At 67.8% G+C, this 26,704-nt stretch carries 25 protein-coding genes and 4 pseudogenes; 20 read left to right on the top strand and 9 right to left on the bottom strand.

Annotation, left to right across the window (positions count from 1 at the left end; translation table 11 throughout):
* Positions 1-8: 8 nt before the first annotated feature.
* The 4 genes and pseudogenes from aztA to AB0D14_RS35495 all read left to right on the top strand — a co-directional run bounded on the left by aztA (position 9) and on the right by AB0D14_RS35495 (position 3,371).
* Positions 9-743, top strand: coding sequence for a zinc ABC transporter ATP-binding protein AztA (gene aztA, locus AB0D14_RS35510; RefSeq protein ID WP_362787231.1), 735 nt, complete (start codon positions 9-11; stop codon positions 741-743).
* A gap of 83 nt (positions 744-826) precedes the next feature.
* Positions 827-1,546: pseudogene (locus AB0D14_RS35505) on the top strand (IS1634 family transposase); the annotation flags it as partial.
* 160 nt (positions 1,547-1,706) lie between these two features.
* Positions 1,707-2,555: a hypothetical protein gene (locus AB0D14_RS35500; protein ID WP_362787230.1), complete on the top strand. Its 849-nt coding sequence runs from the start codon at positions 1,707-1,709 to the stop codon at positions 2,553-2,555.
* A 213-nt stretch (positions 2,556-2,768) separates the two neighbouring features.
* A complete protein-coding gene (locus AB0D14_RS35495; protein WP_362787229.1) occupies positions 2,769-3,371 on the top strand; it encodes a VCBS repeat-containing protein in 603 nt (200 codons plus the stop codon).
* 60 nt (positions 3,372-3,431) lie between these two features.
* On the opposite strand, the pseudogene AB0D14_RS35490 reads toward AB0D14_RS35495, so the two are convergent.
* A pseudogene (locus AB0D14_RS35490) lies at positions 3,432-3,575 on the bottom strand (DUF397 domain-containing protein); the annotation flags it as partial.
* Positions 3,576-3,748: 173 nt separating this feature from the next.
* On the opposite strand from AB0D14_RS35490, the gene AB0D14_RS35485 reads away from it, so the two are divergent.
* From AB0D14_RS35485 to AB0D14_RS35475, 3 genes are all read left to right on the top strand, one after another.
* The gene (locus tag AB0D14_RS35485) at positions 3,749-4,627 is read left to right on the top strand and encodes a hypothetical protein (protein WP_362787228.1); all 879 of its coding nucleotides are present in this window, start codon (positions 3,749-3,751) and stop codon (positions 4,625-4,627) included.
* A 192-nt stretch (positions 4,628-4,819) separates the two neighbouring features.
* Positions 4,820-5,497 (top strand): RNA 2',3'-cyclic phosphodiesterase, encoded by a 678-nt coding sequence (gene thpR, locus AB0D14_RS35480; protein WP_362787227.1) that lies wholly within the window; start codon positions 4,820-4,822, stop codon positions 5,495-5,497.
* A 1,208-nt stretch (positions 5,498-6,705) separates the two neighbouring features.
* The gene (locus tag AB0D14_RS35475; protein ID WP_362787226.1) at positions 6,706-8,043 is read left to right on the top strand and encodes a family 43 glycosylhydrolase; all 1,338 of its coding nucleotides are present in this window, start codon (positions 6,706-6,708) and stop codon (positions 8,041-8,043) included.
* A 111-nt stretch (positions 8,044-8,154) separates the two neighbouring features.
* Here the strand turns inward: AB0D14_RS35475 and AB0D14_RS35470 are convergent, their stop codons facing one another.
* On the bottom strand, positions 8,155-9,810 hold the full coding sequence (locus AB0D14_RS35470) for an MFS transporter (protein ID WP_362787225.1): 1,656 nt from the start codon (positions 9,808-9,810) through the stop codon (positions 8,155-8,157).
* On the bottom strand, positions 9,807-10,652 hold the full coding sequence (locus AB0D14_RS35465) for an alpha/beta fold hydrolase (protein WP_362787224.1): 846 nt from the start codon (positions 10,650-10,652) through the stop codon (positions 9,807-9,809). The genes AB0D14_RS35470 and AB0D14_RS35465 overlap by 4 nt, the downstream gene beginning before the upstream one ends.
* 92 nt (positions 10,653-10,744) lie before the next feature.
* On the opposite strand from AB0D14_RS35465, the gene AB0D14_RS35460 reads away from it, so the two are divergent.
* Both AB0D14_RS35460 and AB0D14_RS35455 read left to right on the top strand, forming a co-directional pair.
* On the top strand, positions 10,745-11,731 hold the full coding sequence (locus tag AB0D14_RS35460) for a LysR family transcriptional regulator (RefSeq protein ID WP_362787223.1): 987 nt from the start codon (positions 10,745-10,747) through the stop codon (positions 11,729-11,731).
* Positions 11,732-12,228: 497 nt separating this feature from the next.
* Positions 12,229-12,597, top strand: coding sequence for a hypothetical protein (locus AB0D14_RS35455; protein WP_362787222.1), 369 nt, complete (start codon positions 12,229-12,231; stop codon positions 12,595-12,597).
* Between the two features lie 248 nt (positions 12,598-12,845).
* Here the strand turns inward: AB0D14_RS35455 and AB0D14_RS35450 are convergent, their stop codons facing one another.
* Together AB0D14_RS35450 and AB0D14_RS35445 are read right to left on the bottom strand one after the other, a co-directional pair.
* A complete protein-coding gene (locus AB0D14_RS35450) occupies positions 12,846-13,679 on the bottom strand; it encodes a PIG-L family deacetylase (RefSeq protein ID WP_362787221.1) in 834 nt (277 codons plus the stop codon).
* 439 nt (positions 13,680-14,118) lie between these two features.
* Positions 14,119-14,487 carry a VOC family protein gene (locus AB0D14_RS35445; protein ID WP_362787220.1) on the bottom strand — a complete coding sequence of 123 codons (369 nt, stop codon included), beginning with the start codon at positions 14,485-14,487 and terminating at the stop codon, positions 14,119-14,121.
* A gap of 63 nt (positions 14,488-14,550) precedes the next feature.
* Here AB0D14_RS35445 and AB0D14_RS35440 point away from each other — a divergent pair, with 63 nt between their 5' ends.
* The gene (locus tag AB0D14_RS35440) at positions 14,551-15,003 is read left to right on the top strand and encodes a MarR family transcriptional regulator (RefSeq protein ID WP_362787219.1); all 453 of its coding nucleotides are present in this window, start codon (positions 14,551-14,553) and stop codon (positions 15,001-15,003) included.
* Between the two features lie 146 nt (positions 15,004-15,149).
* Here AB0D14_RS35440 and AB0D14_RS35435 read toward each other — a convergent pair.
* A pseudogene (locus tag AB0D14_RS35435) lies at positions 15,150-15,300 on the bottom strand (transcriptional regulator); the annotation flags it as partial.
* 54 nt (positions 15,301-15,354) lie between these two features.
* Positions 15,355-16,110 (bottom strand): transposase family protein, encoded by a 756-nt coding sequence (locus AB0D14_RS35430; RefSeq protein WP_362787218.1) that lies wholly within the window; start codon positions 16,108-16,110, stop codon positions 15,355-15,357.
* Positions 16,111-16,353: 243 nt separating this feature from the next.
* Here AB0D14_RS35430 and AB0D14_RS35425 point away from each other — a divergent pair, with 243 nt between their 5' ends.
* From AB0D14_RS35425 to AB0D14_RS35410, 4 genes are all read left to right on the top strand, one after another.
* Positions 16,354-16,929 carry a PadR family transcriptional regulator gene (locus tag AB0D14_RS35425; RefSeq protein ID WP_362787217.1) on the top strand — a complete coding sequence of 192 codons (576 nt, stop codon included), beginning with the start codon at positions 16,354-16,356 and terminating at the stop codon, positions 16,927-16,929.
* A 74-nt stretch (positions 16,930-17,003) separates the two neighbouring features.
* Positions 17,004-18,161, top strand: a complete 1,158-nt coding sequence (locus tag AB0D14_RS35420; RefSeq protein ID WP_362787216.1) for an epoxide hydrolase family protein — start codon at positions 17,004-17,006, stop codon at positions 18,159-18,161.
* A 60-nt stretch (positions 18,162-18,221) separates the two neighbouring features.
* Positions 18,222-18,623, top strand: coding sequence for a PPOX class F420-dependent oxidoreductase (locus AB0D14_RS35415; protein WP_362787215.1), 402 nt, complete (start codon positions 18,222-18,224; stop codon positions 18,621-18,623).
* A gap of 17 nt (positions 18,624-18,640) precedes the next feature.
* Positions 18,641-19,150: a cupin domain-containing protein gene (locus AB0D14_RS35410; protein ID WP_362787214.1), complete on the top strand. Its 510-nt coding sequence runs from the start codon at positions 18,641-18,643 to the stop codon at positions 19,148-19,150.
* Between the two features lie 81 nt (positions 19,151-19,231).
* Here the strand turns inward: AB0D14_RS35410 and AB0D14_RS35405 are convergent.
* Together AB0D14_RS35405 and AB0D14_RS35400 are read right to left on the bottom strand one after the other, a co-directional pair.
* Positions 19,232-19,725: pseudogene (locus tag AB0D14_RS35405) on the bottom strand (LysR substrate-binding domain-containing protein); the annotation flags it as partial.
* 136 nt (positions 19,726-19,861) lie between these two features.
* The gene (locus tag AB0D14_RS35400; protein ID WP_362787213.1) at positions 19,862-20,608 is read right to left on the bottom strand and encodes a hypothetical protein; all 747 of its coding nucleotides are present in this window, start codon (positions 20,606-20,608) and stop codon (positions 19,862-19,864) included.
* 78 nt (positions 20,609-20,686) lie between these two features.
* Between AB0D14_RS35400 and AB0D14_RS35395 the strand changes: the two genes are divergently transcribed.
* The 6 genes from AB0D14_RS35395 (at position 20,687) to AB0D14_RS35370 (ending at position 26,472) form a co-directional block, all read left to right on the top strand.
* Positions 20,687-20,839 (top strand): hypothetical protein, encoded by a 153-nt coding sequence (locus tag AB0D14_RS35395; RefSeq protein ID WP_362787212.1) that lies wholly within the window; start codon positions 20,687-20,689, stop codon positions 20,837-20,839.
* Between the two features lie 577 nt (positions 20,840-21,416).
* Positions 21,417-21,677: a helix-turn-helix transcriptional regulator gene (locus tag AB0D14_RS35390; protein ID WP_362787211.1), complete on the top strand. Its 261-nt coding sequence runs from the start codon at positions 21,417-21,419 to the stop codon at positions 21,675-21,677.
* A gap of 318 nt (positions 21,678-21,995) precedes the next feature.
* Complete coding sequence (locus AB0D14_RS35385) at positions 21,996-23,087, top strand: substrate-binding domain-containing protein (protein WP_362787210.1); 1,092 nt, start codon at positions 21,996-21,998, stop codon at positions 23,085-23,087.
* 112 nt (positions 23,088-23,199) lie between these two features.
* Complete coding sequence (locus tag AB0D14_RS35380; protein ID WP_362787209.1) at positions 23,200-23,976, top strand: ATP-binding cassette domain-containing protein; 777 nt, start codon at positions 23,200-23,202, stop codon at positions 23,974-23,976.
* Positions 23,973-25,253 carry an ABC transporter permease gene (locus AB0D14_RS35375; protein ID WP_362787208.1) on the top strand — a complete coding sequence of 427 codons (1,281 nt, stop codon included), beginning with the start codon at positions 23,973-23,975 and terminating at the stop codon, positions 25,251-25,253. The genes AB0D14_RS35380 and AB0D14_RS35375 overlap by 4 nt, the downstream gene beginning before the upstream one ends.
* Positions 25,254-25,266: 13 nt before the next feature.
* Complete coding sequence (locus AB0D14_RS35370; protein ID WP_362787207.1) at positions 25,267-26,472, top strand: ROK family transcriptional regulator; 1,206 nt, start codon at positions 25,267-25,269, stop codon at positions 26,470-26,472.
* Positions 26,473-26,704: the final 232 nt, after the last annotated feature.

The raw sequence follows: 26,704 nt of genomic DNA, 5'->3' as shown, positions 1-26,704 counted from the left end.
TGAAAATCATGTTCAAAGAACCGGGCCATTCGCCCGCCCCGCCCTTGGAGTGGACCCCGCGCGTCCGCTTCACCGACCTGTGCGCGGGCTACCCAGGACGTCCCGTGTTGCGCCAACTCAGCGCCCGGATACCGAAGTTGGCGACAACGGCGCTCGTCGGACCGAACGGCAGCGGCAAGTCGACCCTGCTCGGCGTTCTCGCCGGTGTGATCCACCCAACATCCGGCGAACTGCGCCACGACGGAAACCGGCCCCCCGCGTTCGTACCGCAGCGCGGGGCCGTCGGTGACACCCTGCCGCTCACCGTCCGGCAGGCCGTGGAAATGGGGCGCTGGGGCGAGCGCGGGCCGTGGCGCCGGCTGACCCGCCGGGATCACGCGACCGTCGAGACTGCGCTCGACCGGCTGGGCATCGGCGGCCTCGCCGCACGCCAACTGGGAGAACTGTCGGGCGGACAACGCCAACGCGCCCTGATCGCCCAGGGGTTGGCACAGGAGTCGGATCTGCTGCTCCTCGACGAGCCGACCACGGGTCTGGACCCGGAGGCGAGGAGGCGGATCGGGGCACTCCTGACGGCACTTGTCGCCGACGGCGTCACCGTCGTCCAGGCCACACACGACCTGGAGGTCGCGCGCACGGCGGACGCCTGCCTTCTGCTCCAGGACGGTCGCCTCGCCGGACAAGGACATCCCGACCAGGTCCTCACCACATCGGCGCTGACCCGGATATGGCAGCCCTTCTAGGCCCGGACTTCGCGGGTCGTTGATTCGTATGGTGTGACCGGTCCGGGGGTGTCCTCGGGCTGGGGTGTGGCGTTGAGTGGGGTGTGTCGAAGATTTCCCGGTCCCCGCGGCCACGGTCCCGGCGTCAGCGCTTTGAAGTAGCGGTGACGTCCGTGGTGGAGAAACGTCTGGGCGCTCTGCCTGTCGTTTCCGAGTTCACTCGTCGGCTGGATCTGGCCGGGATCGTCGACGCAGTCTGCCCTGGTGGAGCCAGCGCTCTGGTCACGCACGGGCAGGTGATCGAGGCGCTGGTGGCCAACCGGCTGACCGCGCCCGCACCGCTGGTGCGAGTCGGGGACTGGGCCCGGACCTGGGCGGTGGAAGAGGTCTTCGGAATTGACGCCGGCCTGCTCAACGACGACCGGCTCGCCCGGGCTCTGGACGCGATCGCCCCGCACCTGGAGCACATTGCCGGGACGGTCGGAGCGAGGGCGATCGCCGAGTTCGGTATCGATGTGTCCCGCCTGCACTGGGACATGACCAGTATGTCCGTCCACGGGGACTACCCGGCCGAAGGCCAGGACGAGGACTTCCCGGTCATCAACTACGGGCACCCCAAAGACCGGCGGGCGGACCTGAAACAGGTCCAGGCCGGACTCACGGTGTCCGCCGACGGCGGGATCCCGGTGCATGCCCGGGTCTTCGGCGGCCCGGCGGCCGAGGTCTCCCAGGTCGTCGGCGCGATGAAGGACCTGCGCACGATGGCCGGGCCCCGCGACTTCCTGCTGGTCGCCGACTCCAAGCTGGTGTCCTATGCCAACGTCTCCGCGCTGCTGGTGGCCGGGGTGCACTTCGTCGCCCCGGTGCCGCCGCGCAGATCAAGGACGAGGTCTATGCCGCTCTGGATCTGGAAGGGGGCACGGTTGTGGACTGGGTGCCCGAGCGGGACACGGACAAGCCGGCCGAGCGCGCGAGAAGTACCGGGTGCTGGAGGACACCCACACCCTGAAGGGGGCCAGGAAGAGCGATCCCGAACTCACCGTCCGCCGGATCCTGGTCCACTCCACCACGAACGCCGCAGGCCAGCGGGCCGCCCGGACCAAGCGCCTGGCCAAGGCCACCGAGGAGATGAACAAGCTCGGCGCCTCGGCCGGCGGACGGCACTACAAGAGCACCGAGAAGATCATCGCCCGCATCGGTGTGATCACCGCCAAGCGCCGGGTCACCTCCTGCCTGCGTTCCACCGTCACCGAGGACGACAGTGGCATCCCCTCCCTGACCTGGCACTTCGACCAGGAAGTTCTGGAAGCGGAGGCCGCCGTCGACGGCTGGTACGCACTGCTGACCGCCCTGACCGCCCTGACCGCCCTGACCGCCCTGACCGCCCTGACCGCCCTGACCGCCCTGACCGCCCTGACCGCCGAGCAGGCAGACCCTGCCCAGGTCCTGATCCACTACAAGGGGCAGGGCACGGTCGAACGCCGCTACCACGACTTCAAAGGCCCCCTGGCCGTCTTGCCGGTCTTCGTCCAGCACAACCGGCGCGTCGCCGCCCTGATCCAGGTCATCTGCCTGGCCCTGCTGGTGTTCTGCCTCATCGAACGGCAGGTCAGACGGGCCCTGGGCCCCCGAGCAGACCATGACCGGGCTCTACCCCGACAACCGCCGGGCCCGCCCCACCGGCCGCATGATCTTCTACCATCTCGGCGAACTCACCCCGCGGATTGGCCACATCACCGATCCACCCACCGTCCAGATCACCCGTGGCGTTCAACTCCACCTCCTCGATACCGACATCGGACAAACCCGCTGGCCACAGACCTGAAACGGTGACCCGCGAAGTCCGGGCCTAGAGTGCCGCCATGCCTCCGTCTGATGTTCTAAGGAAAATCTCGCTCAGGGAAGAGATCTCGTCGATGCGGCAGCGGCAGCAGCGTCGGCGGCGCTCGCGTCAGCGTCGGTTCGCCACGGCTGCCGCAGCCGGTCTCGCCGTGATCGCCGGAGGCTTATGGCCGCTCCTGGGCACCGGGCCGCAGCCGGGCGACCATGGCCATATGCGCCGTCGACGGCACCACCCTGCGCGCCGACGTGGACGCGGATGGGCACCTGGACGAGATCCTCTACCAGAAGGGCGAAGGTGCCGGCTCGGTGGTCTTCCGGGGAGGAGATCACCGCACCACTGTCAGTGTGGGCGATGCCCGCGGGTTCTGGCAGAAGCTGCGAGGCGCGCCGAAGGAGGACATGGCGACGCGGGGAGCCTTCGGCGACTTCGACGGTGACGGGTACCTCGATCTGGCGCTCTTCTACAGTCAGGGCGACGAGGGCGACAGCCCGCGGGACAGCATGCTGGCGCATGAGGTGCACTACGGGCCTCTTGCCCGCGACCTGACCAGTGACCGGACCGGCACCATCCGTATGGGTAGCCCGGCGTTCGTGTTCGGGGTGTGGGTCACCGACACCGACCGCGACGGCCGCGTCGAGCTCCAGGTCCTCCAGTCGAGCGGGGACGGCGTGGCTGTCCGCCATGTCGGTCGTCAGAGTGACAGCGGGATCTCTGTGAGCGGCGAGGAGGCCGACTCCTACGCAGGGGCGGACTGGCCCGAGACGGAGCTTGCGCAGGTCGACTTCCGTGCCTGCGCGGCTCACTAGCGCGAGGACCCGCTGGGCCAGGTGCGCAGGGTGAGCTGCGGTCCAGGTCCGGCCGGGAGGTCAGACGGTGTCGACGTCGCCGCGCTTGATGCCCGCCACGAAGGAGGAGAAGGCGCCGGCGGGGAGCGTCAGGACCGGGCCGGCCGGGTTCTTGGAGTCGCGTACGGGGACGATGCCGCGCGGGGCGACGAGGTTGGTGGCGACCCACCCCACCCAACGCCACACTCCGGCCCGAGGACACCCCCGGACCGGTCACACCATACGAATCAACGACCCGCGAAGTCCGGGTCTAGGTTTTGAAGCCGCTACCTCCTCCTGTTAATAATGAATACCGTTTTCATGTAGCGTCGAGGCTCCACTCGTCTCTGGAGGCTGCCATGACGGCACGGCGTGAGGTGTCCCTGGGCACGGCGCAGGAGACCTTGCTCATCCCGCTGTACGGGCGGGCGATGGAGGACCGTAAACCGGAAGCCGCACTGCGTGACGCCCGGGCCGAGGAGATCGTCTACGACTTCGCCCGCTTCGACGGCCTGCCGAGTCTGGTGGGTTCGGTCCTGCGCACCTCCTTGTTCGACCAGCGGGTGTCCGATCTGCTCACCCGCCATCCCGAGAGCACAGTTGTGGAACTCGGCGCCGGGCTGAACACCCGCTATGAGCGGATCGACAATGGCCGGGCAGCCGCGTGGTCGGACGCAGTTCGGGCTGGTGTGGCCATCGAGGCAGCCGGGGGTACGACGGTAACGGCGCTGGGCCTGGCCGCCGAACCAGGCACCGGTGGCGACTCGGCTCACAGGAGGGCAATATCCGGTAGGCCGCCGCTGGCCTCAGCCGGCGGCGGATACAACCGTGCCGCCGGTCAGGGCAGCCCCATACTGCCCGTCGCCGTCTCTCGAAGCAGTGCCGAGAGTGTCATCGGCGTACAGGCGCGACAGGCGCGCAACGCCCATCATCACGAATCGATTCGATCCAAGATCGGGACCATACTCGGACCGGCCTTCCGCAGCTTGTCGCGATCGGAGCAGTTCTCGCTGGTCAAGCAACATCTGAGCTGTGTACCACCAACAGACGAAGAACCCGCTGGCAGGCTCCTGCCCTACCCATGGCAATCACTCAGCGTGTCTACGGGCGCGCCTCAGTGGGACTGGCCTATCCCTCGCAGTAGCTGTAACGCGGGCCAGTTCTGGGAGAATTTGGGGAGTCCGAGCAGCTCTGGGGAGCACGTAGGGAATCGACTACACAACCGGGCACGAGCCTGAAAGAACGCGAAGGAAGAATCAGCGCAGGTCAGATACCTGATCTACCGCGTTGCTGCAGGTCAGGGTCACCTGGTGGACGACTTCAAGAAGATCTTTTCGTCTGACAGAGGCGTGCACTCCCTGCCCGGACGTCCGCTACGGACAGCACAGTCAGGCTTCGCTCTGGCGGATGCATGAGGTATGAAGACGTCCGTGACCAAGCCGTCCCAGACCGCCACCCAGCACGCGTTCATCGCCCTTGCACCGCCCGACGATGCAAAGAACGAACTGGCGCACGCACTGAGCCCAGCCTATGCCGCCTGTCCCGACCTGCGCTGGAACCGCATCGAGGACTGGCACATCACCCTGGTCTTCCTGGGCGAGCTGCCCGTGCAGGCCGTCCAGCGGCTTTGTTCCCCCCTCGCCGACCTGGCGGCTGCCCACCCCTCGCTCGAACTGGCACTCCGCGGTGGCGGACACTTCGATGAGCGAGTGTTGTGGAGCGGCATCGAGGGCGACCTCGACCGACTGCACGAGCTGGCGGAAGCAGTACGGGCGCGGAGCAGGGACTGCGGCGTCGCCTTCGTCGAACGTCCGCTGCGTCCCCACCTCACGCTGGCCCGCGCTCGCCGCTACGACAACGCATCTGTGACGGCGGCAGCCGCCGGCCTCGACGGTTTCACCGGACGCCCTTGGCGGACCGAATACCTCCACCTGGTCGGCAGCACGGTAAGCGGCCACCCCGGTCCCCGGCGCTATCAAGACATCGGTGCATGGACGCTGGTCACGGGTCAAAGGCGCCTTGATCCGAAACAGCCACAGACTGTTGCGCTTGAGCACCAGGCCAGCTCAGGCCCCGCGATCATGCCAGCTCAGCCCCACGCGTCCTGAACCCGGCCGGGCAGTCCCTGGGAGTCGGGCCACCGCATGCTCCTCCGGTTACAGATGGCCGCGCCGGGCATGCAGCCGCACGCTCCGGGGCAACTGCACAACAGTTCCCGTCGAAACAGGATGGCGAGGTCATCGGCTGCAAGTGCTCCAGTCGCGTCGGGACAGGCACCAGACCCCATTCCCTTCGGCGTCTGACTCCGCGCGCTGGGCTACGGTCTCTCCGCGAGGAATAGCTCCAGTCCCGGCCGCCGTACGGAACCTTCTCGATGCGCTTGCCCGCTGGTTTCCAGGCCGTGCCGTTGCGCGTGGTTGACGACGGGCCGCCACTCCGCGACTTCATCGAACTCGCGCATCAGCATGCGGACCAGTTCTGCTCCGGCCCGCACGTTCATCCGCTGGAGCACGGCGTGGACACGCCAGTAGCGGTAGGTCTCCTGCCCGGGGCTCAGGACTGTGGGCGGATGTCGTCTCGTCGTCGACCCTTTTCTCGCACAGGGCTTGCAACGGCTCCGGAGATGGCTATGGCACGGCAAGGCACCAATCCTGGTACGGCGGCGGCTCTTCGAACGTTGGGAACGGGGTGGCCGTGGAACGGCGATGCGGCACCCGACGGCCGTCCAAATCCGGTGCGCGGTGCGCGGCTCCGCCGGCATGGTGAGGAGCCTCTGCTCACGGTGCGCCCGGCCGACGACGCCCTGTTACATGATCTTCATGACTTCACTGCCCGCCTGTTGTCTTGTACGACCTGCGGAAACGCGGCAACACGCGAGCCGACTACGGAAGGTGGGACGCCGGATTAAATATCCGGAGTGTTGACGTAATTCGGTGAGCGTTCCCATGCTGGAGACATGCCATCCACGGAAGGTCATCCCGCACGCGTCAGTCAGGGTACGGAGTACCCGTACCCCAGTTGTCGCACGGTGATGGCCGGCGCAGCCCGAGCAGGCGCAGCGGCCTGTCCAGGTCGTCGCTGACGACATCGCCGCGATTCCTCGGCCGGGGCACCGTCGATGCCCGCAGTCCCGGCTCCGCAGAGAGCTGGGCCCGCGCACGCACTTGAAAGGCCTGGCAGGCCGGAACACCGGGCCAAACAGGGCCGTTGACCCCACCCACCCACCCACCGTTCCGCAGACGTCGCCGTCTGCTTTTCACCCACGCAGGCAGGGCAAACCATGGGGTTTCCCCGAGGACAACAGAGAAAGTGACTGATGACCCGCAGTGAGAACAGGTTCCATGTCGGCCGGCGGTCCCTCCTGGCGGGAGTCGCCGGCGTGGGAACGAGTGCCGCACTTCCGGCGGTCGCCGCGCAGGCGGCGCCGGGGGCGTCCGTATCGGCCGAGTCCGCGGCGGCACGGCGGTACCCGTCGAACTGGCCCGACCCCGAATTCTACGGTCTGGCGGACACCCGGCTGGACCTCTGGCCGCGGGAGGACAACTCCTTCGTCCTCCCGCTGGAACTGCGCCCCCGTGACAAGGAGCGCGGCGTGGTCTGGATACGGGACACCTACGTCAACTGTTTCGTCGTCGGCGGCCGTCCGCTCTACGTCGCCACCGGAACCACCCGGGTGCCAGGACTCGGCGCTGCCGCCCCGTGGAACGACGGCATCTTCGTATGGACGTCCCGCTCTCTGAAGGGGCCCTGGAAACTGGCGGACACGACCGGTATCCGGCCCGGCGCGGAGAAGGGCAAGGTGTGGTCGCCCGAGTTCGTCGACGAGAACACCGCGAGCCGCACGGTCGTCGCTCCGTGGCAGGAATACTGGTACGACGACCGGTTCGGCAAGCGCGGCCATGCCTGGGCCCCGGAACTGCACCACTTCCGCGGCAAGTGGTACATCGTCGCGTGCACCGGCGACTACGCCAAGAAGGTCGGCTCGTTCATGCTCGTGAGCGAGGGCGGGCCCGAAGGCCCGTACCGGCTCGTCGAAGGCAACCTGCGGAAGCCGTTCGGTGACCCGGTCACCGGGGGGCCGAGCTCCATCGAGCCCGGCGCCTACCACCACATCGACGGCGGCCTCTACTCCGAGGGCGACGACGCGTGGCTCGTGCTGCACAACAACCTGTATGCGAAGTTCACGGACGACATGGAGGACATCGTCACGACGACCAACCTCCCGACGTTCCAGCAGCGGCCCTACTCGCCCGAGCCCTATCTCGAAGGCGCGTACGTGTTCAAGCACAAAGGTAAGTACCACCTCGTCCACGCCGCGTGGAACCGGGCGTCCATCAACGCCGACGGCACCACCCGCCATGCCTACGACGTGCCCGCCACCGGGCGCGTGCAGTACCAGTACGACATGATCGTCGCCGTGGCGGACAGGTTCGAGGGTCCGTACTCGCAGCGGTACACCGCCGGTGTCGGCGCCGGCCACAACAACTTCTTCGCCGACCACAACGGTGACCTGTGGGCGACGTACTTCCTCAACCCGGCCTTCGGCTACTACTCCAACTCCTCGCGGATCGATGAGGCTGCCGTGCCTGGTGTCGTACGGCTGGAATGGACCGGCCCCGAGAACAACCGTCTGTACGTCCAGCGCCGGAAGTAGCGGTCGCACGATCATCCGTACCGGTTGGAGGCTCCGGGAGTACCGTCGCTGTCTGTGCCGCAGCCTGCCAGCACCATCATCAGGGCCGCGGCGACTGCCGCACCTCCCACCTCACGCGCCATCAAGGCCCCCACACTGTTCTCGTGAAGGAGGAGTGCCGCACGAAGAGATCATGCAGCTACCGGGATCAAGGTTCCGTCGAGTCTCAGCGACCTGATCGTGACCACCGCCGTGTTGTGCCGCGATGAACGACGCATCCGAAGCTTGTTGGTCTTGTGCCCACGCACTGCGCCCTTGCAGTGCAGCGCGCCGTGTCAGCGAAGGCGTCCCTTCCGCTGCGGCATTCGGGGCGCGGGCGGCCCTCGCGCAGGCTGCTGCAGGGGGGCAGCCGGTCAGCGATGTGATACACGGTGGCTCGGGGTCAGACCGGTCGCGGAGCCGGAGGCTGATCAGCGCGGTGATGGTGAAGGCTGCGACCTGGTAGAGCATGGCGTGCCGGAACGCGGCGTCCGTGTCGGCGGCGGGGGCGTAGTAGGCGAGTCCGGCCGCCGTCACCCCGATGGATCCGCCGAGCTGCTGTGCCGTGGGCAGCAGTCCGGAGACCGAACCGGCGGCGGGACCGTGCACCTGGGCCAGTACCAGGGTGAACACCGACGCGGTGAACGCGCCGAACGCGGCTCCGCCGACGGCCAGCACGGGCAGTGCCGCCTGGCGTCCCGCCGGCGAGCCGACGAGCGGGGCCAGTGTCAGACACATCCCGGCCAGCACCAGGGACGCGGCGGTGAGCACCGTCGGCCCGTGACGGCGGGTGAGCGCGGGCGCGGCTCTGCTGCCCAGAACGGCGGCGGCAGCGAACGGTGCCGAGGTCAGCGCGGCGGACAACGCCGAGTACCCGACGGCGGACTGAAGGTGGAGGAAGAGCAGGTAGGTGAAGGAGGGCACCCCCGTGTTGAACGCGAACACCAGCAACGTGCCCCGCCGCGCCGACCGGTCACGCAGTACCGCGGGATGGATCAGAGGGTCCGGCCGGTGGGGGAGGCTCCGGACGAAGTAGCCGAGGGCGGCCACGGCCACGGCGAAACCCGCCCACGTCCACCAGGGCCAGCCTGCTTCCCGCCCCAGCGCCAGGGGCAGGACCAGCGCGCAGGCTCCGACGGTGACCAGCAGCGCCCCCAGTTTGTCGACGCGGAGTCCGTCCGCCCCGCGGGTGCGGGGCAGCGCGGTCGCTCCGGCCAGCGAGGCGAGCGCCACCGGCACGGTGAGGAGGAGCACCGGCCGCCAGCCGAGGCCGAAGAGGTCGGCACTGAGGACGAGGCCGCCGATCAGCGGCCCGGCCAGTGACGCGACGGCCATGGTGGCGCCGTACAGGCCGAGGGCGCGTGGCCGGCGTGGAGCGGGGGTGGCGGCCTGGATGAGCGACAGGACCTGGGGTGCGACCAGACCACTGCCCGCACCCTGCACCAGCCGGGCCGCGATCAACGACGCGGCGTCGGGGGCACACGCACCGGCCACCGAGCCCGCGGTGAAGACCACGGTGCCCGCCACGAACAGCCGGCGGTAGCCGTACCGGTCGCCCAGCCGCGCGGCCGGGATGAGCAGGCACGCGTACGTCAGGGTGTATCCGGCGAGGACCAGTTGTACGGCGCCCGGCCCGGCGCCCAGACCGGCCTGGATCGCCGGCGTGGCGACCTGGGTGACAGTAACGTTGAGCAGCTGAACGAAAGTGGCGCTGAGCACCACCGGCAGCACAAGGCGTCGGCTGCTCACGGCAGCAGAGCCGCGGCGAGCTCACGGGGCCGGGCGGCGAACGGGCTGTGGCTGCCCGGGAGGGTGCGCACGGTGAACGGGTTGCCGGGCATGGCCCGGTCGGCTTCCGCGATCATCAGATCCTGCACGGCTGTCGGCAGCGCCCGGTCGTCCGCGCAGCGCAGGAAGGTCCGCGGGACGCGCCCCCACCGTTGCGGGGTCACGATGACCGGGGTGGTGGGGATCGTCAGCGGCAGATCGGGGCTCAGTGCCGAGCGCCAGCGGTCGAAGCGGTCCAGGGGGAGGTCGTGGTAGTGGGTCTGCCGCAGTTCCTCGACGTAGGCGGGATCCTGCGAGAGCGGGTTGATCCGCACGGCGCCCAGTTCCCCGGGGTCGCCGAGGTTGAGGCTCTGGCCCTGTGCCGTGGCGTTCTCGGGCGAGCCGAGATAGTCGAAGAACCGCGGTCGCCCGGCAGGCACGAAGGCCGAGAGGTAGGCGATCTCGTCGACCAGTTCGGGTGCCCGCTCGGCGGCCAGTGACGCGGGGCCGCCGCCGGCACTGTGCGCGACGAGTACGACATGACGGTGGCGGCGGGCCTGGCGCAGAGTGTCGAGCACAGCGTCGGCGCTGTCGTCCATCGTCACGGTGGCGAGCGCGGACTTCTCGGTCAGCAGGCCCGGCTGCCCCGGCTGAAGGTATCCGCTGGGCAGCGGTGCGTCGAAGCCGTGCCCCGGCAGGTCGATGGCCATGCTCGCGGCACCGCGTCCGGCGAGTGCGCGCTGCGTCGCCGCCCACTGCCCGGAGCCGTGCCAGGCCCCGTGCACGAAGACGAAGACGGTGTCCGCGGAGGAAGAATCAGTCATGCCTGCATTCCACGCGACCAAGCCTCGATCATCCAGTAAAAGATCTGGCAAGCTGGCCTACGATACTTACAAGGTATGGCCGGGAGGCTGACATGGAGGCGCGGCACCTGCGGTACGCACTGGCCCTCGCCGAGCACGAGCACTTCGGCCGGGCGGCCGGCGCCCTGGGCATCGCGCAGCCCCCGCTGTCCAAGCAGATCGCCGACCTCGAACGTGAGGTGGGTGCTCGCTTGTTCGATCGCACTCGCCAGGGGGTGTTCCCGACGGCTGCGGGCGCGGCCTTCCTCTCCCGGGCGCGCAGGGCGCTCGACGAGATCACGGCGGCCTCGGTCGACGCGGCCAGGGCGGCGCGCGGCGAGACGGGCCGGCTGCGCCTGGGGTTCATCGCCTCGGCGTTGCTCGAACCCCTGCCGGATGTCCTCGGCCGGTTCGGCCGCGAACGGCCCGACGTGCGGCTGGAACTGCACGAGATGGCGACCAATCGCAGCACGGCCGCGCTCGTCGCCGGAGAACTGGACGTGGCGATCGGCCTCGGTCCGCCACGGGGCGTCGGGGCCGAGCAGTTGGTATCGGTCCCGATCGGACACGACCATGTGGTCGCGGTCGTGAGCAGCACGCACCCGTACGCGGGTCAGCCGTCGGTGGACGTGGACCAGCTGCGACGGCAGCCGCTGATCGTGGCGCCGGGGGAGGACGAGCCCGCCGTCGTCACCGGACTGCGGACCCTGCTGGGCAAGGACTCCCCGGCGCTCTCCGGCGCGACCGTCGCAAGGGACATCCACACGATCATCGGCCTCGCCGCCTGTGGTGTGGGCGTCGGCCTGGGACCCTCCCGCATGCTGGCGGCCCCACGACGGGGCACGTGGTTCTGCGAGGTGACCCCGCGCACACCTCTGCCCGATCTCGTGCTGTCCTTCAGTGCCCGGGACCGTTCCCCGGCACTGAACGCCTTCCTCGACGTCATCCGCACCAACTGCCCCGATGTCGGCGCCGCACTTGACCACCGGCTCGGCCCACTCGGCCCATCCGGCCCACTCGGCCCACAAGAAGAAGGCGACCACGGCTCGATTCCTACCTGACCCTGCCTCGCCGAACGCGTAGGAGGAGTTCACCCCGTTTCTGCGCGTCGCTCACACACACCCAACGACCCAGAACCCACACCATTTCTGATCGCTAGGGCATCGTCGAGCGTTCGGTTCGCTCGATTGACAGCCTGCCTGCCGTGGATTGGGCTGCCCGGGGACGGGGACGGGGACGGGGACGGGGCGGCTGGGGTTCTGGCGGACGGCCTTTGTTGGGTATCGCAAGGGCAGGCCAACTATGCGCGGCGCGGCGGATGGTGAGTGTGGCAGTGCTTCTCCGCGATCTGCTTGGCCAGGTCGTACGCCGTCATCGGTTCCATGCCCGGCGCTGTACGGCGGCCTGCTGAATCGGCGGAACGGCGAGTCAGCGGCTACGCGGTGGCCAACCTGGCGCGGTACAGGAGCAGTTCACCACGAGGTCATTGGCACCGCTGTACGGCAGGGTCCGACCGGCGGCTGTTCGGGCTGCCGGCTCCCGGACATGGGTCGCTCGCATGACAACGACTTCACCGCTGCAGGAGGCTCTCCGCGACGCGGCACGGGCGCTGCAGAACGGCCGGTGGCAGATCGGGAAGCCCGACCTGGACGCGGCCGGCGTGCTCGGGGACCAGTTGTGGGCGCCGTTCCAAGACGCCCTGGAGGCCGAAGCGCCGGACCCGGATCGGGTACGAGCGCATCTGAAGGCGGTGCCGGCGGCGTGCGTGGCCGCGCTGCAGGTGCCTGCATCGGATCGGTTCGCCGAGCTACTGCGGATGGTGCCGCAGGCCCTGGCCGATGTGGAGCAGGACCAAGCCGTGCGGTTGTTGGGTCAGTTCGCTTCCTCGGCGGTCTGTCTTGATCGGAGCAGACCGCCGAGTTTGTGACCTGGGCTATTGCGCACCTTCTGAGTCAGCAGCCCGCACGTCTCCCACCTGTGCGGTTGCCAGGTGTTTTGGGACGAGCGCGGTGTCGGGTCGGCAGGGCGGGCACGCGTCGACGCCGTCGGCGAGGCCCTGATGCGGGCTGCCGGAGCGGAACTCGTGTGGACAAGCCTCCGGGTGGTTGACCCGTTCGATCACGTTGTGCGGCCGACGGCCGAGGAGTTTTCCCGAGCCCAGGTCGGACGGGCGGATCAGCGCAGTCCGGCGAAGAGATCGGTCTCGGGTACGGCGGAGCTGGTGGCGTCCTTGACACGTACGAACGTCTCCGTGCCCATCAGCTCGCCGAACCTCTCCTTGCCCATCTTGAGGAAGAAGATGTTCTCGCCCTGACTGGCGTGCGCGGCCAGTGCGTCGAACTTCTGACCGCTGAACGCGATGGTGTCCACCCACGTGCTGATCTCGTCGTCGGGGAGACCCATCTCGGCCATCGCGGCGGCTTCGGCAGGATCCGGCTCCGGCATGTCCGGATGAAGCTCGCGCATGATCTCGCCGAACTGCTGCATCCCCGAGCGGGGCATCGTCGTCCAGTACACCTTCGGTGTCAGCGCGGTCATCTCCAGCGCCGCCATCGTGATGCGGTGGGCCTGGATGTGGTCGGGGTGGCCGTAGAAGCCGTTCTCGTCATAGGTGACAACTACATCGGGTTGGTAGTGCCGCATGAGTTCCGCAAGTCGGGCCGCGCCTTCCTCCACGGGGGTCTGCCAGAAGGATCCGGGGGCGTCGTTGCTCGGCCAGCCCGTCATCCCGGAGTCGGCGTAGTCCAGCATCTCCAGATCGCTGACCTTCAGAACGTCACAGCTCGCCTTGAGTTCTTGACGGCGCATCAAGGCGACGGCCGCCGGATCGTGCCCGGGATCGCCCGGCTTGACACCTCCCGGTCCGTCACCGCAACCGCCGTCGGTACACGTCACGAGAACCGTGCGGATTCCTTCCGCCGCGTACCGCGCGAGGACGCCTCCGGTTCCGGTGGCCTCGTCGTCGGGGTGGGCGTGTACTGCCATGAGCGTCAAGGGCCTGTCAGCCATGAAAAAAATCCTCCTGCAGAAATTACGTCTCGGTCCGAGAATGGGCCGCGGGCGTACCGTGATCCTGGGACCCGGATCCTGGTGGGGCGGACGACCTTGTGGTCTCCGTGGTCCCCGCCCGCGGCGCCGGTCCCTCCGTTGATGCAACGGCGCAGGCCGGACCGCTGTTCCCGGCGCAGCAGCTTGGCTTCCGGGCGCCGGCCTTTCAACGCGAACGAGATACAGGCGCGACTCGCACGTCTCACCCGCACGTCTCAGCGCCACGTCGGAGCCGGTTTCCGTCCGGCACCAGCCGTGAGATTCCGACACGAAAATTGAGGCCCGACAGCTGGCACAGGGGCGTCGTCAGGTCAGCGGAGCAGAAGGTGGTGTCCCGCACGAGCCCAGGGTGCAACGGCGGTCTTCGGGGATCGGTGATCGTCCGATGGCGTTCGGCCGTTCAGACGCGGTCGTGGAGAGTGACCTGGTAGCCGTCGGGGTCGGCGAAGGTGAATGTCCGGCCGAAGGGGCCGTCGATCGGTGCGGAGACGATGGTGTGACCGTCGGCGGCGAGAGCATCGTGAATGGCCTGGACGTCGGTGGCGTGGAGCCAGATCGCGGCGCCGATGCCGGGCTGGGCCACGGATGCGAGATCGGTGCCGGGAACGATGTCGCGGAGTGCGAACGCGATCGGTTTCGTCTCGAAGACGACGGCGTGCGGAGGTCCGGCCTGCGAGCGGACGAGGCCGAGGTACTGCTCGTAGAACGCCTGCGAAGCGTGGAGGTCGCGCGCTTGGAGCGAGATGAAGTCGGGGCCGGTGGCGGGCATGATGATGCTCCTTCTTTTCGTGTCAGCTTTCTGACACAGGTCAACCTATGTCAGAATCCTGACATGAATCAAGACGGTGTCGACCTGAAGACGTCACTGGGATACCTGCTGAAAGGGGCGTCGAGTGCCCTCCGCGCAGCCATGGAGGAGGTGCTGCGGCCGCTCGGGATGAACGTGACGCGCTACTCCTGCCTCGAACTGCTGGCTCAACGGCCGGGCTTGTCGAACTCCGAGCTCGCGCGGGGTGCGTTCGTGACACGGCAGTCGATGAACGTGCTGCTCCAGGCCCTGGAACGAGAGGGCTACGTGACCAGGCCCGCGGAGGCACCCGTCGGAAAGGTTCTTCCCACGCGGCTCACGCCTCGCGGCCGACGGAGCCTGGAGAAGGCGACCGTAGCGGTCCGGTCCGTCGAGGTCAGAATGCTGGCCGGCATGACCGAGACCGAGCAGTCAGGCGCGCTCCGGATCCTGCAGAGCATGATCCATTCCCTGCGGGACGGCAACGACGGTGCATAGCTCGTTCCCCGGCACACGTCTCGCCGCGCCCGGACAGAAGTGCAGCCGAGCGTGAAAATCCGTGCCGGCGACCTCGAGACCCGACAGACCCCGACTGCACCCTCTTCTGTGATGAGCCACTGAAGCGCGAGGCCCCCGGCGGGCCTCAGCCGGGTCCGGGAGGCGCCGAGTGCGTCGGCGAGTTCCGCGGGATTGGCCGGCGCCTTGCGCAGGGCGAGCAGGATCCGGCGGTGGATCGGGGTCGGAGGGCGTGTGGCCGGAGCGGGCCAGCGCGTCGATGTCGGAGGCGACAGCCATCGCCTCATGGCAATGCATCCGATCCTGAATTCAGTGCGTGAGCGTTTTCCAACCTCACGTTGACGCGTGGTGAAGGACGAGGACGGCCTTCACCACGTCGGTGATCCGGTTGGTGCTGCAGCGGAGCTTCCGCAGAAGACGCCAGTCCTTGAGCGTGGCCATGGCTCGTTCGCCGACGCATCGGATCTTGGCGTGACTGGTGTTGTGGCGGCGCTTCCACCCCTTCAGACGGCGACCGCGGAACGGGACCCGAACAGGCCCGTCGGCGCCTTGATACGCCTTGTCCGCCCAGCACTTCAGGCCCGCCGCGGTGAGCGCGTCGATGATTCCGTGGTGTCGGGCAGCAGTGAGGTCGTGGGTCGATCCGGGCAGGGCGGGCGAGGCCCGGAGCAGGCGTCCGAACGGATCGGCGAGGACCTGGATGTTCATGCCGTGGCGCTTGTGTTTCCCGGAGTAGTACGGGGAGTCCGCAGCGATCCGGTCGATCGGCAGCAGGGTGCCGTCCAGGATCACGAACGCCTTCTCGCGGATCGTCCGCATCGCCTCGGCGAGTGAAGGCGCGAGGGCGGCCAGGGCCTCGACGGCTTCGCGTATATAGCGGTAGACCGTGGCGATCCCGATGTCGAATCCGGCGGCGAGCTGGGCGTAGGTATCACCGCACCGCAGGTGCGCGAGGGCGAGCAGAGCCTGGCGGCCGGCGGGCAGGCGTCGCCATCGTGTACCGATCTTTGCCCGCCGCGCGGCCAGTTGACCGGTAAGGAACCGCAGGGTTCGGCTGGACAGATCGATCGAGGATGAGTGGACAAGCATGCGTAGCTCCTGGCAGGCACGGGTGATCTTGGTCGAGAACCCGTCTACCAGGAGCTTTGTCGTTGCGCAGGGGCGTCCAACTTGCGGTCAGCATCGGGATGCTGGAAATCGGCTCACTGTTCAGTCACGGTGGTGAGCTCGGCGACGAATCCCGTTCGTGACCTCGACGCGGTCGCTCCCGGAGCCGATATTCAGCACATCGGCCGGTTGCCCATGAACGAGTACTCATGCAAGAGTAGTCGTATGTCATCGATCAGGTTGTTCATCCTCGACACGTTCGCGAGGAACGGCGAGATGCACGGGCATAGGGTGCGCCTCCAGGCCGAGCGGGAACATCTGCACCTGTGGACGGACGTGTCCGTGGGCAGCCTGTACCAGGCGATCAAGCGCCTGCTGGCTGAGGGCTTGCTCGAAGAGGTCAGGACCGAGAAGGAGGGCAATCTGCCCGAGCGTCAGGTGTACGGCATCACCGGTGAAGGGCGGCTGCGTCTCAAGGAGCTCCAGTCCGAGAGTCTGCGCCACATCTGGATGAAGCCGGACCCGTTCGACCTGGCCCTCACCCGCCTGGACCCGGAGAAGCTGGACGAGCTCCACACGGTGATCGCATCCCGGCTGGATGAACTCGCCTCCATGCTCTCGGACACCGAGGCGCTGAACGCCAACGCCATCGACGGCGGCCACCTGACGGTGAGCGAGGCACTGGCGGTCAGTCACAGTGCGCACAGGCTGCGCGCCGAGATCGCCTGGCTCCAGGAGGTCCTGGACGCGGTGCCCGAGATTGTCACCGATGAACGGACCCGTCAGCCCGACACCCTCTGAATCACCGGATTCCGCCCCCCCCGAATCCACCCGCATCGCAGTCGACGCGGTATCGCCGGTAAGGAGCACGCCCCATGTCCGAACTCATCGAACCCTTCACCCTGTCCGTGCCGGAGGGACAGCTGACCGACCTGCGTGAGCGGCTCTCCCGCACCCGGTGGCCCGATCCAGAGACCGTTCTGGACACCAGTCAGGGACCCCAGCTGGCGAAGCTCCGCGCGCTGCACGACTACTGGCTCAACACCTACGACTGGCGGCGGTGCGAGAAGACCCTCAACGGCTTCGGCCAGTCCCGCACCATCATCGATGGTCTGGGCATTCACTTCCTCCATGTGCGCTCGCCTGAGCCGGACGCCCTCCCGCTGGTCATGACCCACGGATGGCCCAGCTCCGTCCTCGATTTCCACAAGGTCATCGGCCCACTGACCGATCCCGCGGCCCACGACGGTGACCCGCGGGACGCCTTCCATCTCGTGGTGCCGTCGCTGCCGGGATTCGGGTTCTCCGACCGGCCTACGGAACCCGGCTGGGGATTCCCCCGGGTCGCCGATGCCTGGATCACACTGATGGACCGGCTCGGCTACCGACGATGGGGCGCCCAGGGCGGCGACCTCGGATGCGCGGTCACCGACGAGATCGGCCGCAAGGCCCCCGACGGATGCGTCGGACTGCACCTCAACTTCGCCATGTTCCCGCCAACGCCCGACGAGATCCGGGACGCCACCGAGCATGAGCAGGCAATGCTCGACAGCGCCGCCTACTTCTGGGAGAACCTCTCGGGCTACGCCAAGGAGCAGGCAACCCGCCCTCAGACCATTGGCTACTCCCTCGCGGAGTCCCCCATCGGCCTGGCTGCCTGGGTCTACGCGATGTTCCAGGACACCTGCGGCACGCCGGGGGACGCGGAAGCATCTTTCACCCTGGACGAGCTGCTCGACGACATCATGCTCTATTGGCTTCCCAACACCGGGACGTCCTCTGCGCGGACCTACTGGGAAATGGCACGGTCGGCACGGCCCTCCGCGCCGAACGCCGCCGCACCGATCACACTGCCTACCGGATTCAGCATGTTCCCGGAGGAGCACGTCCGGAAGTCCCAGCGCTGGGTGGAACGCCGCTACAGCAACGTCGTCCACTTCAACGAACTTGAGGTGGGCGGGCACTTCGCGGCCCTGGAACAACCGGCACTCTTCGTTGACGAAGTCCGGACCACCTTCCGTTCCTTGCGCTGAGCGCACCGCCGGCTTCGGCACCTCCTACCGACAGCTTCCCCCCAGGAAGGGCGATACCTCATGACACCCCTGCCCGGCGAACTCCTCAAACTGCTGAACCGGCCCAGCCCCTGCTTCATCGCCACCACCATGCCGGACGGCTCGCCTCAGCTCACCCAGACCTGGGTCGACACCGATGGTGAACACATCCTCATCAACACCGTCGAGGGCTACCGCAAAACCAAAAACGTTCAACGCGACCCCCGTGTGGCCGTCAGCATCGCCGACCCGGATGACACCTCCCGCTACTTCTCCGTACGGGGACGCGTCACCAGCGCCACGACCGACGGCGCCGCCGAGGGCATCGAACACCTCGCCCAGAAGTACACAGGCCGCCCCTACGCCTCGTACGGCGGCCCGGGCCAGACCCGGCTCCTGCTGACCATCACCGTCGACTCCGTCATCCATTCCCCCATGCACTAAAGACCAAAGGGACCGTCATGACCAGCTTCCCCCACAGCGCCGGCACCGCCCGCCCCTATGTCTGGGCGCCGGACCAGTCCCCGGCCTACTGGAACGTCGGCACGTACTGGAGAGTGCTCGCCGACGGCAGCCAGACCGACGGCCGGTCCTGCACGTTCGAGGAACTGTGTCCGCAAGGACTCGTCGCCCCACCGCACGTCCACGACAAGGAGGAAGAGGCGTTCTTCATCCTCGAAGGTGATTTCGTGTTCACCGTCGGAGACGAGGAGATCCAGGCCGGACCCGGCAGCTACATCTACCTGCCGCCCAAGGTCCGCCACGGCTTCCGCGTCGAATCCGAAGTCGGCCGTGTCTACAACATGCTCACCCTGGCCGGATTCGAGCAGAACATCATCACCAACGGCCAGCCCACCCCCAGGTCTCGATGCCCCCACCGGGAACGAGCGCCGTGCCGCTATGGAGGCAATTGCGTATCTCCAGGCCCCCAGCCCCCTGGGACGACCCTGCCTGGGCGCCGTCGGTGTTGATGCACCCGCCGAGCGCTGTCGCCCCCACTCACGGTACGCGCGCGGACACGCCATGCCTTCGCCGGCCGCGGAACGCTCAGCCCGGTAAGCGACTGTGGCGATCTGAGCGACGACCGGACCAGCGGATTCGGGTCACCCTCGTTCCACGCCGCTACCACGCGGCTCGGCGCAATGTCGATCAGCGGCACCACAGCCAGCTCCCTGGGCAGGTTGTGCCCGAACGGGGCAATGCCGACTGTTCCGTTCCAGAGCACGGCCTGCGGGCACTCCTGGACAGCGCGTACCCCCGGACCCTCGCGCGGCTCCCCGCCGTTCCAGTACGAATGCCAGATCGGATCCGTGCCGTCCGGGAACTGGAACCAGTTCCTGTCTGCCAGGTCGGCCACCTTCAGGCGGTCGCGGCGGGCCAGTGGATCATCGGCGCGCAGCACCGCGCCGACCGGGTCGACGCGCAGCTCGTGCACTGTCGGACCTGTCTCGTCGAACGGCCCACGGGTCAGAGCGACGTCGACCAGTCCGGCGCGCAGTCCGCAGGTCGGATCGGTCAGGTCGGTCTCGCGGATGCGGACCTCGACACCTGTCCGGATCACCGACATGGTGAAGGCCGTCCTCGTCCTTCACCACGCGTCAACCTGAGGTTGGAAAACGCTCCTCGTCTTGTCGATTCTGCGAATGCCCCGTGTTGGCTCATGTGGGAACGGTGGGCCAAGCTCAGCGACGACGGATCGCGACGGCCGTGGGAGCGATCACGCCGGCCGTGGCGGGCAGTCCCACAAACAGGGTCACAGGGTGGAGCAGTGTGTCGGCGAGGGGGTTCGGGTCGGGGGCGAGGTTATTCGGGTACATGCCCATGGCCAGCGCGATGGTGAAGATCGCCAATCCCGCCCAGAACGCGAAGAACGCCGCGAGAAACGCGATCGGCACCAGCGAGGCAATCTGTCGACGCCTGCCCTCCACCTTCGCAGTCTCGGGTTCGATCCAGCGGGCTCTCCGTACTGGTCGCCAGCGCGTGCGGTGGAGGAACAACAGGAGTAGGAGCAAACACAGCGAGGCAACTGATACGAGCATTCCATAGAATTGGGCGTTGTCGTTGGACGTGTTGTTGTCCCAGGCTATGGAAGCGATGATCGGGCCGAGGAAGGCAGCCGGGACAGCGATCCAGAAGTACAGGTAGGTCCGGATGACCTCGACCGAGCGAAGGCGAGAGCTGCCGACGAACTCGTACTCGGTTGTCGTGCGGACAGAAGAGAACCCGCTCTCGTCGGTGATCTTGCCTTGCCGCACGTAGTAGCGGCCCAGCGGGACGACCGGCAGGATGAACACGATCCAGCAAGTGGCGAAGAAGCAACCACTGGCGTCTGGACGGGAGTTGTGCAGCAGTGTGGTCCCCATGGCGTTGTAGGTCCCTAGCGAGGGCGGTCCATCGCCTGAGGGCAGCGGATACACGGGATCGGGCATGGCTGACATGATATTCACGCTGTTGGGGACGGGTCCCGACACCGGCCTGTATGCCGGCCGAAGGTCGGCCTGTAACACGTGTTCACGGCTATCGCCGTGAACATCGAGCGCCTCGGCCGACTGCCACTGACCGGAGGAGCACTGCCTTCCCGGCCTCCGACTGCCATCCAGGACTTCCTGGACCAGCACGGGATCCTCCGGCTGAAGTCCTGGCGGACCGTCTGCGGCTGACCTCACCAACTAGAAGATCCCCGACTGTGAGGATGTGGGAGGCACCGCTCGAGGGTCCGACCCGATCCCCGATTGACGCTCCGGCTGTCCTCATTGTGAATCGCCGACCTGCCGAGCGGTGCCATTGCGCGTACCGGCCCGGCGATCGTGACTTCACAGGAGCTTGACCGAGGCGGTCCCATCACAGTCGTGTCCGTCCGCCGGGCCGGTGCGCGCGAGCCCACACGGGCCCTCCATCTTGATCGTGGACACCTCGGCACTGGATCTTGAGTCCAGGGAGAGGAGTCCCAGGTGGGGACCTACAAGTACTCGGCGGAATTCCGGGCCGACGCTGTGGCATTGGCCCGTTCGTCGGGCCGGCCGTCTCGCGCGTTGCCGCCGAGCTGGGTGTGAACCTCGAGACGCTGCGGCAGGGGATCAAGACGGCAGAGAAGGCCGAGCGGCCCGAGGCGGTTGCGGCGTCGGCGAAGGACGCGGAGATCACGTCCTTGCGTAAGCAGGTGCGTGAGCAGGTGCGTGAGCTGGGGATGGAACGTCACATCTTGCGCCGGGCCCCCAAACCGACCTCATCGCGCCGTTGTCCGACCGGGGGATCACTCTCTCCACCAGCCAGGTGTATCGGCTGGTGGAGGAACGTGCCGAGCGGCTCAGCTTGAAGATCCTCATGGCGCTGCTCGATCTCCTGGACTGCACGATGGACGACCTCATCGAGCCGGTCGCCGCCACGGGCGCCGCTGGAATCTCAGATCCCAGTCTCCAGGTGTCCACGATCGAGGGGAAGTTTCACAACAAGTGGTCTCCGATCCCACGTACAGAACCAGCGCCACGCGCCCTATGAGCCCCTACTGCACGGCCGGCCACCGCACGGCCTCATGCACTCTCCGGGTTCATGAGGCACATGAGGCACAGGAGGCACAGGAGGCAGTGAGGTCGCCACGTTGCGACAGCGTCACCTAATTGTTATGGCGGATGACAAATAGCGCCTCCCGCACTCTGGCGCACGGGTTCCGGAGCGCCGTAAGTTCCCGCTCACAACATTCAGCCGGGCGGATCACCCGACACCCGGCAATTCCCCCGAGAGCGCGCTTCTCGCCTTCCTTCTCACCACCCTCGGCCGACCGGCCGTCCGGCCGTAACACCAGAAAGGACCCTGCCCATGCGCAAGGGACTCCTCTTAACCACTGCCTCGGTGGCACTGGTCAGCTCGCTCACTGCCTGCGGCGACTCCTCGTCGGGCGACAGTGACTCCAGCTCCGACGCCAAGCCGAAGATCGGTGTGATCCTCCCGGACAGCAAGTCCTCGGCCCGCTGGGAAACCGCGGACCGCAAGTATCTCTCCGAGGCGTTCAAGGCTGCGGGCGTCGAGTACGACATCCAGAACGCGCAGGGCGACAAGCAGGAGTTCCAGACCATCGCTGACCAGATGATCACCAGCGGTGTGAACGTCCTGGTGATCGTGAACCTGGACAGCGGCACGGGCAAGGCAGTTCTGGACAAGGCCAAGGGGCAGGGCGTCGCCACGATCGACTACGACCGGCTCACCCTCGGCGGCTCCGCCCAGTACTACGTGAGCTTCGACAACGTCGCGGTCGGCAAGCTGCAGGGCGAGGGCCTCAGCAAGTGCCTGACGGACATGAAGGCCAAGAAGCCCATCATCGCCACACTCAACGGCTCACCTACGGACAACAACGCCACTCTCTTCGCCGAGGGCTACAACAGCGTCCTCGATCCGAAGTACAAGTCGGGCGAGTACGTGAAGGGCCCGGACCAGTCCGTCCCGGACTGGGACAACGCCCAGGCCGGCACCATCTTCGAACAGATGCTCACCAGCGAGCCCAGGATCGGCGGCGTGCTCGCCGCCAACGACGTTCTCGGCAACGCGGCCATCGCCGTCCTGCGCAAGCAGAACCGCAACGGCGAGGTCCCGGTCACCGGCCAGGACGCCAATGCGCAGGGCTTGCAGAACATCCTCACCGGCGACCAGTGCATGAGCGTGTACAAGGCGGTCAAGAAGGAGGCCGACGCCACGGCCGATCTCGCCGTCGCCCTCGCTCATGGCAAGAAGGGCAAGACGAACGCGACCGTCGAGGACCCCGAGGGCAAGCGCAAGGTCCCGTCCGTGCTGGAGACGCCGGTGGCCATCTACAAGGACAACGTCAAGGACGTCGTGGACGACGGCTTCGTCACCAAAGAAGAGCTGTGCACAGGCAAGTACACCGCCCTGTGCGCCAAGGCCGGCATCAAGTAGCCCCGACCGGCCGGCCGGACCATTGCCCCTGGTCCGGCCGGCCCGACCGCGGGCCCCGGGGCTCCCACCTCCTCGGGACCCGCGACCTCACGACCGTAAGGAGCCGTCTTCCATGACAGCGACCCCGATCCTTCGACTGCGCGGGATCGACAAGAGCTTCGGCGCCGTGCAGGTACTGCACGACGTGTCCTTCGACGTCCACCCAGGGGAAGTGACCGCCCTCGTCGGAGACAACGGCGCAGGCAAGTCCACCCTGGTCAAGTGCATCGGCGGTATCCACCCGATCGACGGCGGCGAGTACTGGTTCGAAGGTGAGCAGGTCCAGATGCACAGCCCACGTGAGGCGGCGGCCCTGGGCGTCGAGATCGTGTACCAGGACCTGGCGCTCTGCGACAACCTCGACATCGTGCAGAACATGTTCCTCGGCCGTGAGAAGCGCCGGGGACTCGTCCTGGACAACGCCACGATGGAGGAGATGGCCGCCCAGACCCTCGACGGGCTGTCGGTACGCACCGTCAAGTCCATCCGCCAGCAGGTCTCCAGCCTCTCCGGCGGCCAGCGGCAGACCGTGGCCATCGCCAAGGCCGTGCTGTGGAACAGCAAGGTCGTCGTCCTGGACGAGCCGACCGCCGCGCTCGGTGTCGCCCAGACGGCACAGGTCCTCGAACTGGTCCGGCGACTGGCCGACAACGGTCTCGCCGTGGTCCTGATCTCGCACAACATGAACGACGTCTTCGCGGTGTCCGACCAGATCGCCGCCCTCTACCTGGGCCGGATGGCCGCCCAGGTCAGCACGTCGGACGTGACGCACTCCCAGGTCGTCGAACTCATCACCTCGGGCCGCAGCGGAAACCTCGGCCTCGCCCACAGCAACGGAGTCACCGGATGACCGCCGCATTCGCCCCCGAGAAGCCGGAACTGCCACGCGGTCCCGGTATGCCGAAGAAGAACGGAGCGGCCGGAGCCACGAGTCTGCGCTCGGTCGCCCAGAACTACATCGATCGGGTACGGGGCGGCGAGTTGGGCGCCCTCCCCGCCGTACTCGGCCTGATCGTCCTGTGCGTGTTCTTCGCCGTCCTGCGCCCGGTCTTCCTGTCCGAGCTGAACTTCGCCAACCTGCTGACCCAGGGCGCGGGCAGCATCGCCATCGCCATGGGCCTGGTCTTCGTTCTCCTCCTCGGCGAGATCGACCTGTCCGCGGGGTACGCCAGCGGGGTCTGCGCCGCCGTCCTCGCCATCCTGCTCACCGACCACGGATGGCCCTGGTACGGCGCGGCCGGCGCGGCGATCCTCACCGGCACGGTCATCGGCCTGATGCTCGGCCTCCTGGTGGCGAAGGTCGGCATCCCCTCCTTCGTGGTCACCCTGGCCGCCTTCCTGGGCTTCCAGGGCATCGTGCTGATGCTGCTCAAGGAAGGCACCAACATCTCGGTCCGGGACGAGACGATCCTGGCCGTCGCCAACAACAACCTTTCCCCCGCGCTGGGTTGGGTACTGCTCGCCGTCAGTGTCGGGGTGTACGCGGCGATCCAGCTCCGGCAGAACCGCAACCGTCGAGGGCGCCGGCTCGCCCCCGCTCCACTCACCCTGCTCGCAGTCAGGATCGGCGGCCTGGCGGTGCTCGGTGCGATCGCCGTCCACCTGCTCAACCAGGAGCGCAGCCGCAACGTCATCGTCGACTCGCTCAAGGGCGTGCCGATCGTGGTGCCGGTCATAGCCGTCCTGCTCGTCGCCGGTACGTTCCTGCTCCAGCGCACCTCGTTCGGCCTGCACATCTACGCGGTGGGCGGCAACCCCGAGGCGGCCCGCCGGGCCGGCATCAACGTGGCAGCCATCCGGATCTCCGCGTTCGTCATCTGCTCGTCCCTGGCCGCGGTCGGCGGCATCATCGCCGCGTCCCGGGGCAACTCGGTCGACCCCAACACCGGTGGCAGCAACGTACTGCTGCTGGCGGTCGGCGCCGCTGTGATCGGCGGGACAAGCCTGTTCGGCGGTCGGGGCAGAGTCGTTGACGCCGTGATCGGCGGCATGGTGGTCGCGGTCATCCAGAACGGCATGGGCCTGATGGGGTACAGCTCAGGGGTCAAGTACGCTGTCACGGGTTCGGTTCTGCTGGTGGCCGCAGGCGTGGATGCGCTGTCCCGTCGCCGGGCCGTACAACGATGATGTCTGGGGCGCCATGAAAGCCGGTCCCTCGCAGGAGGAGATTCGCCGGCACAACCTCGGCACCCTGCTCCGTCATGTGCACATCGGCGGATCCATGTCGCGGGCCGTCCTGGCCGAGCGCATGGGACTCAACCGCAGCACCATCCTGGGTCTGGTGAGCGAACTGGGCTCGGCCGGCCTGGTTCGCGAGGAACTGCCCCGTGAGACCGGCAGAGCCGGCCGGCCGTCCCTGGTCGTGCGGCCCGAGTCCGACCGCGTGTACGTCCTCGCCTTCGACGTGGGCGTGGACCGGCTGGCCGCCGCCCGCATCGGCCTGGGCGGGGTCTTCCTCGACCACCGGGAGATCCCCGTGCTTCCCGGCCACAGCAGCGCCGGCAAGGTGGCCGAGGTCCTCGCCGGCTCCGCGCTGGAAATGGTGGGCTCGGCACGGCACGGCACCTACTGCGTCGGCGTGGCCGCCGCCGTCCGCGGAATGGTGCGCCGACCCGATGGCCTCGTCCGTGCTGCCCCCCACCTCGGCTGGGAGGACGAGGAGTTCGGCGAGGACCTCATGCGCCGGCTGGGCCTCGGCCTTCCCGTCTCGGTGGGTAACGAGGCCAGTCTCGGTGCGCTCGCGGAGCACCTGCGCGGTGCCGGAGCCGGCTGCCAGGACCTCGTGTACCTGCATGGCGACATCGGCATCGGCGGCGGTGTCATCACCGGTGGCCAACTGCTGGGCGGCGACTGTGGATACGGCGGCGAGATCGGGCACATGGTCGTCAACCCGCGGAATGGCAGACCCTGTGGCTGCGGGGCGCGCGGCTGCCTCGAAGCCGAGGCGGGGGAACGCGCCCTGCTGGAGGCCGCTCAGCGCGACCCGTCGGCCACCGGCCGGGAAGCCGTACGCGCTGTCGTCGAAGCGGCCGACCGGGGCGACATCACCGCCCGCGCCGCCCTGCACGACGTCGGCGACTGGCTCGGTATCGGCGTCGCCAACCTGGTCAATGTGCTCAACCCGCGCACGGTCGTCTTCGGAGGGACGCTCCGCGAGGTGTTCCTCGGCTCGGCCGCCCAGATCCGCAGCCGTATCAACCGCCTTGCCCTCACAGCCTCCCGCGAGAACCTGCGGCTGCGAGTGGGGGAACTCGGCGACGACGCGGTGCTCATCGGAGCCGCCGAACTCGCCTTCTCCGAGATCCTGGTCGGTCCTCTGGAGACGCTGGCCCGCGCCGGTGCATAGCCGGTACAGCGACGCGACCGGCATGGAGGCCGGACCGCGGCGCTTGGGGCGTGCAGATCATTGACCTGTCTTCTCGGTCTTGCTTGGAGTGGGGTCGGAGGCGAGGAGCCTGAGGAAAGCAGGCGGGGCCCGGTGCGTGTAGACGATGCGCCCAACTCGTTCTGACGAACCTCGAAGCCAACCGCTGACAGACGATCTACACCGAAGGCTGCCGCCCACGACCAGCGTGAAC

This window comes from Streptomyces sp. NPDC048484 (assembly GCF_040651415.1).
GTDB lineage: Bacteria > Actinomycetota > Actinomycetes > Streptomycetales > Streptomycetaceae > Streptomyces.
Note: the sequence above shows the minus strand (reverse complement) of the source record. Positions and strands in the feature narration are given on the sequence as shown.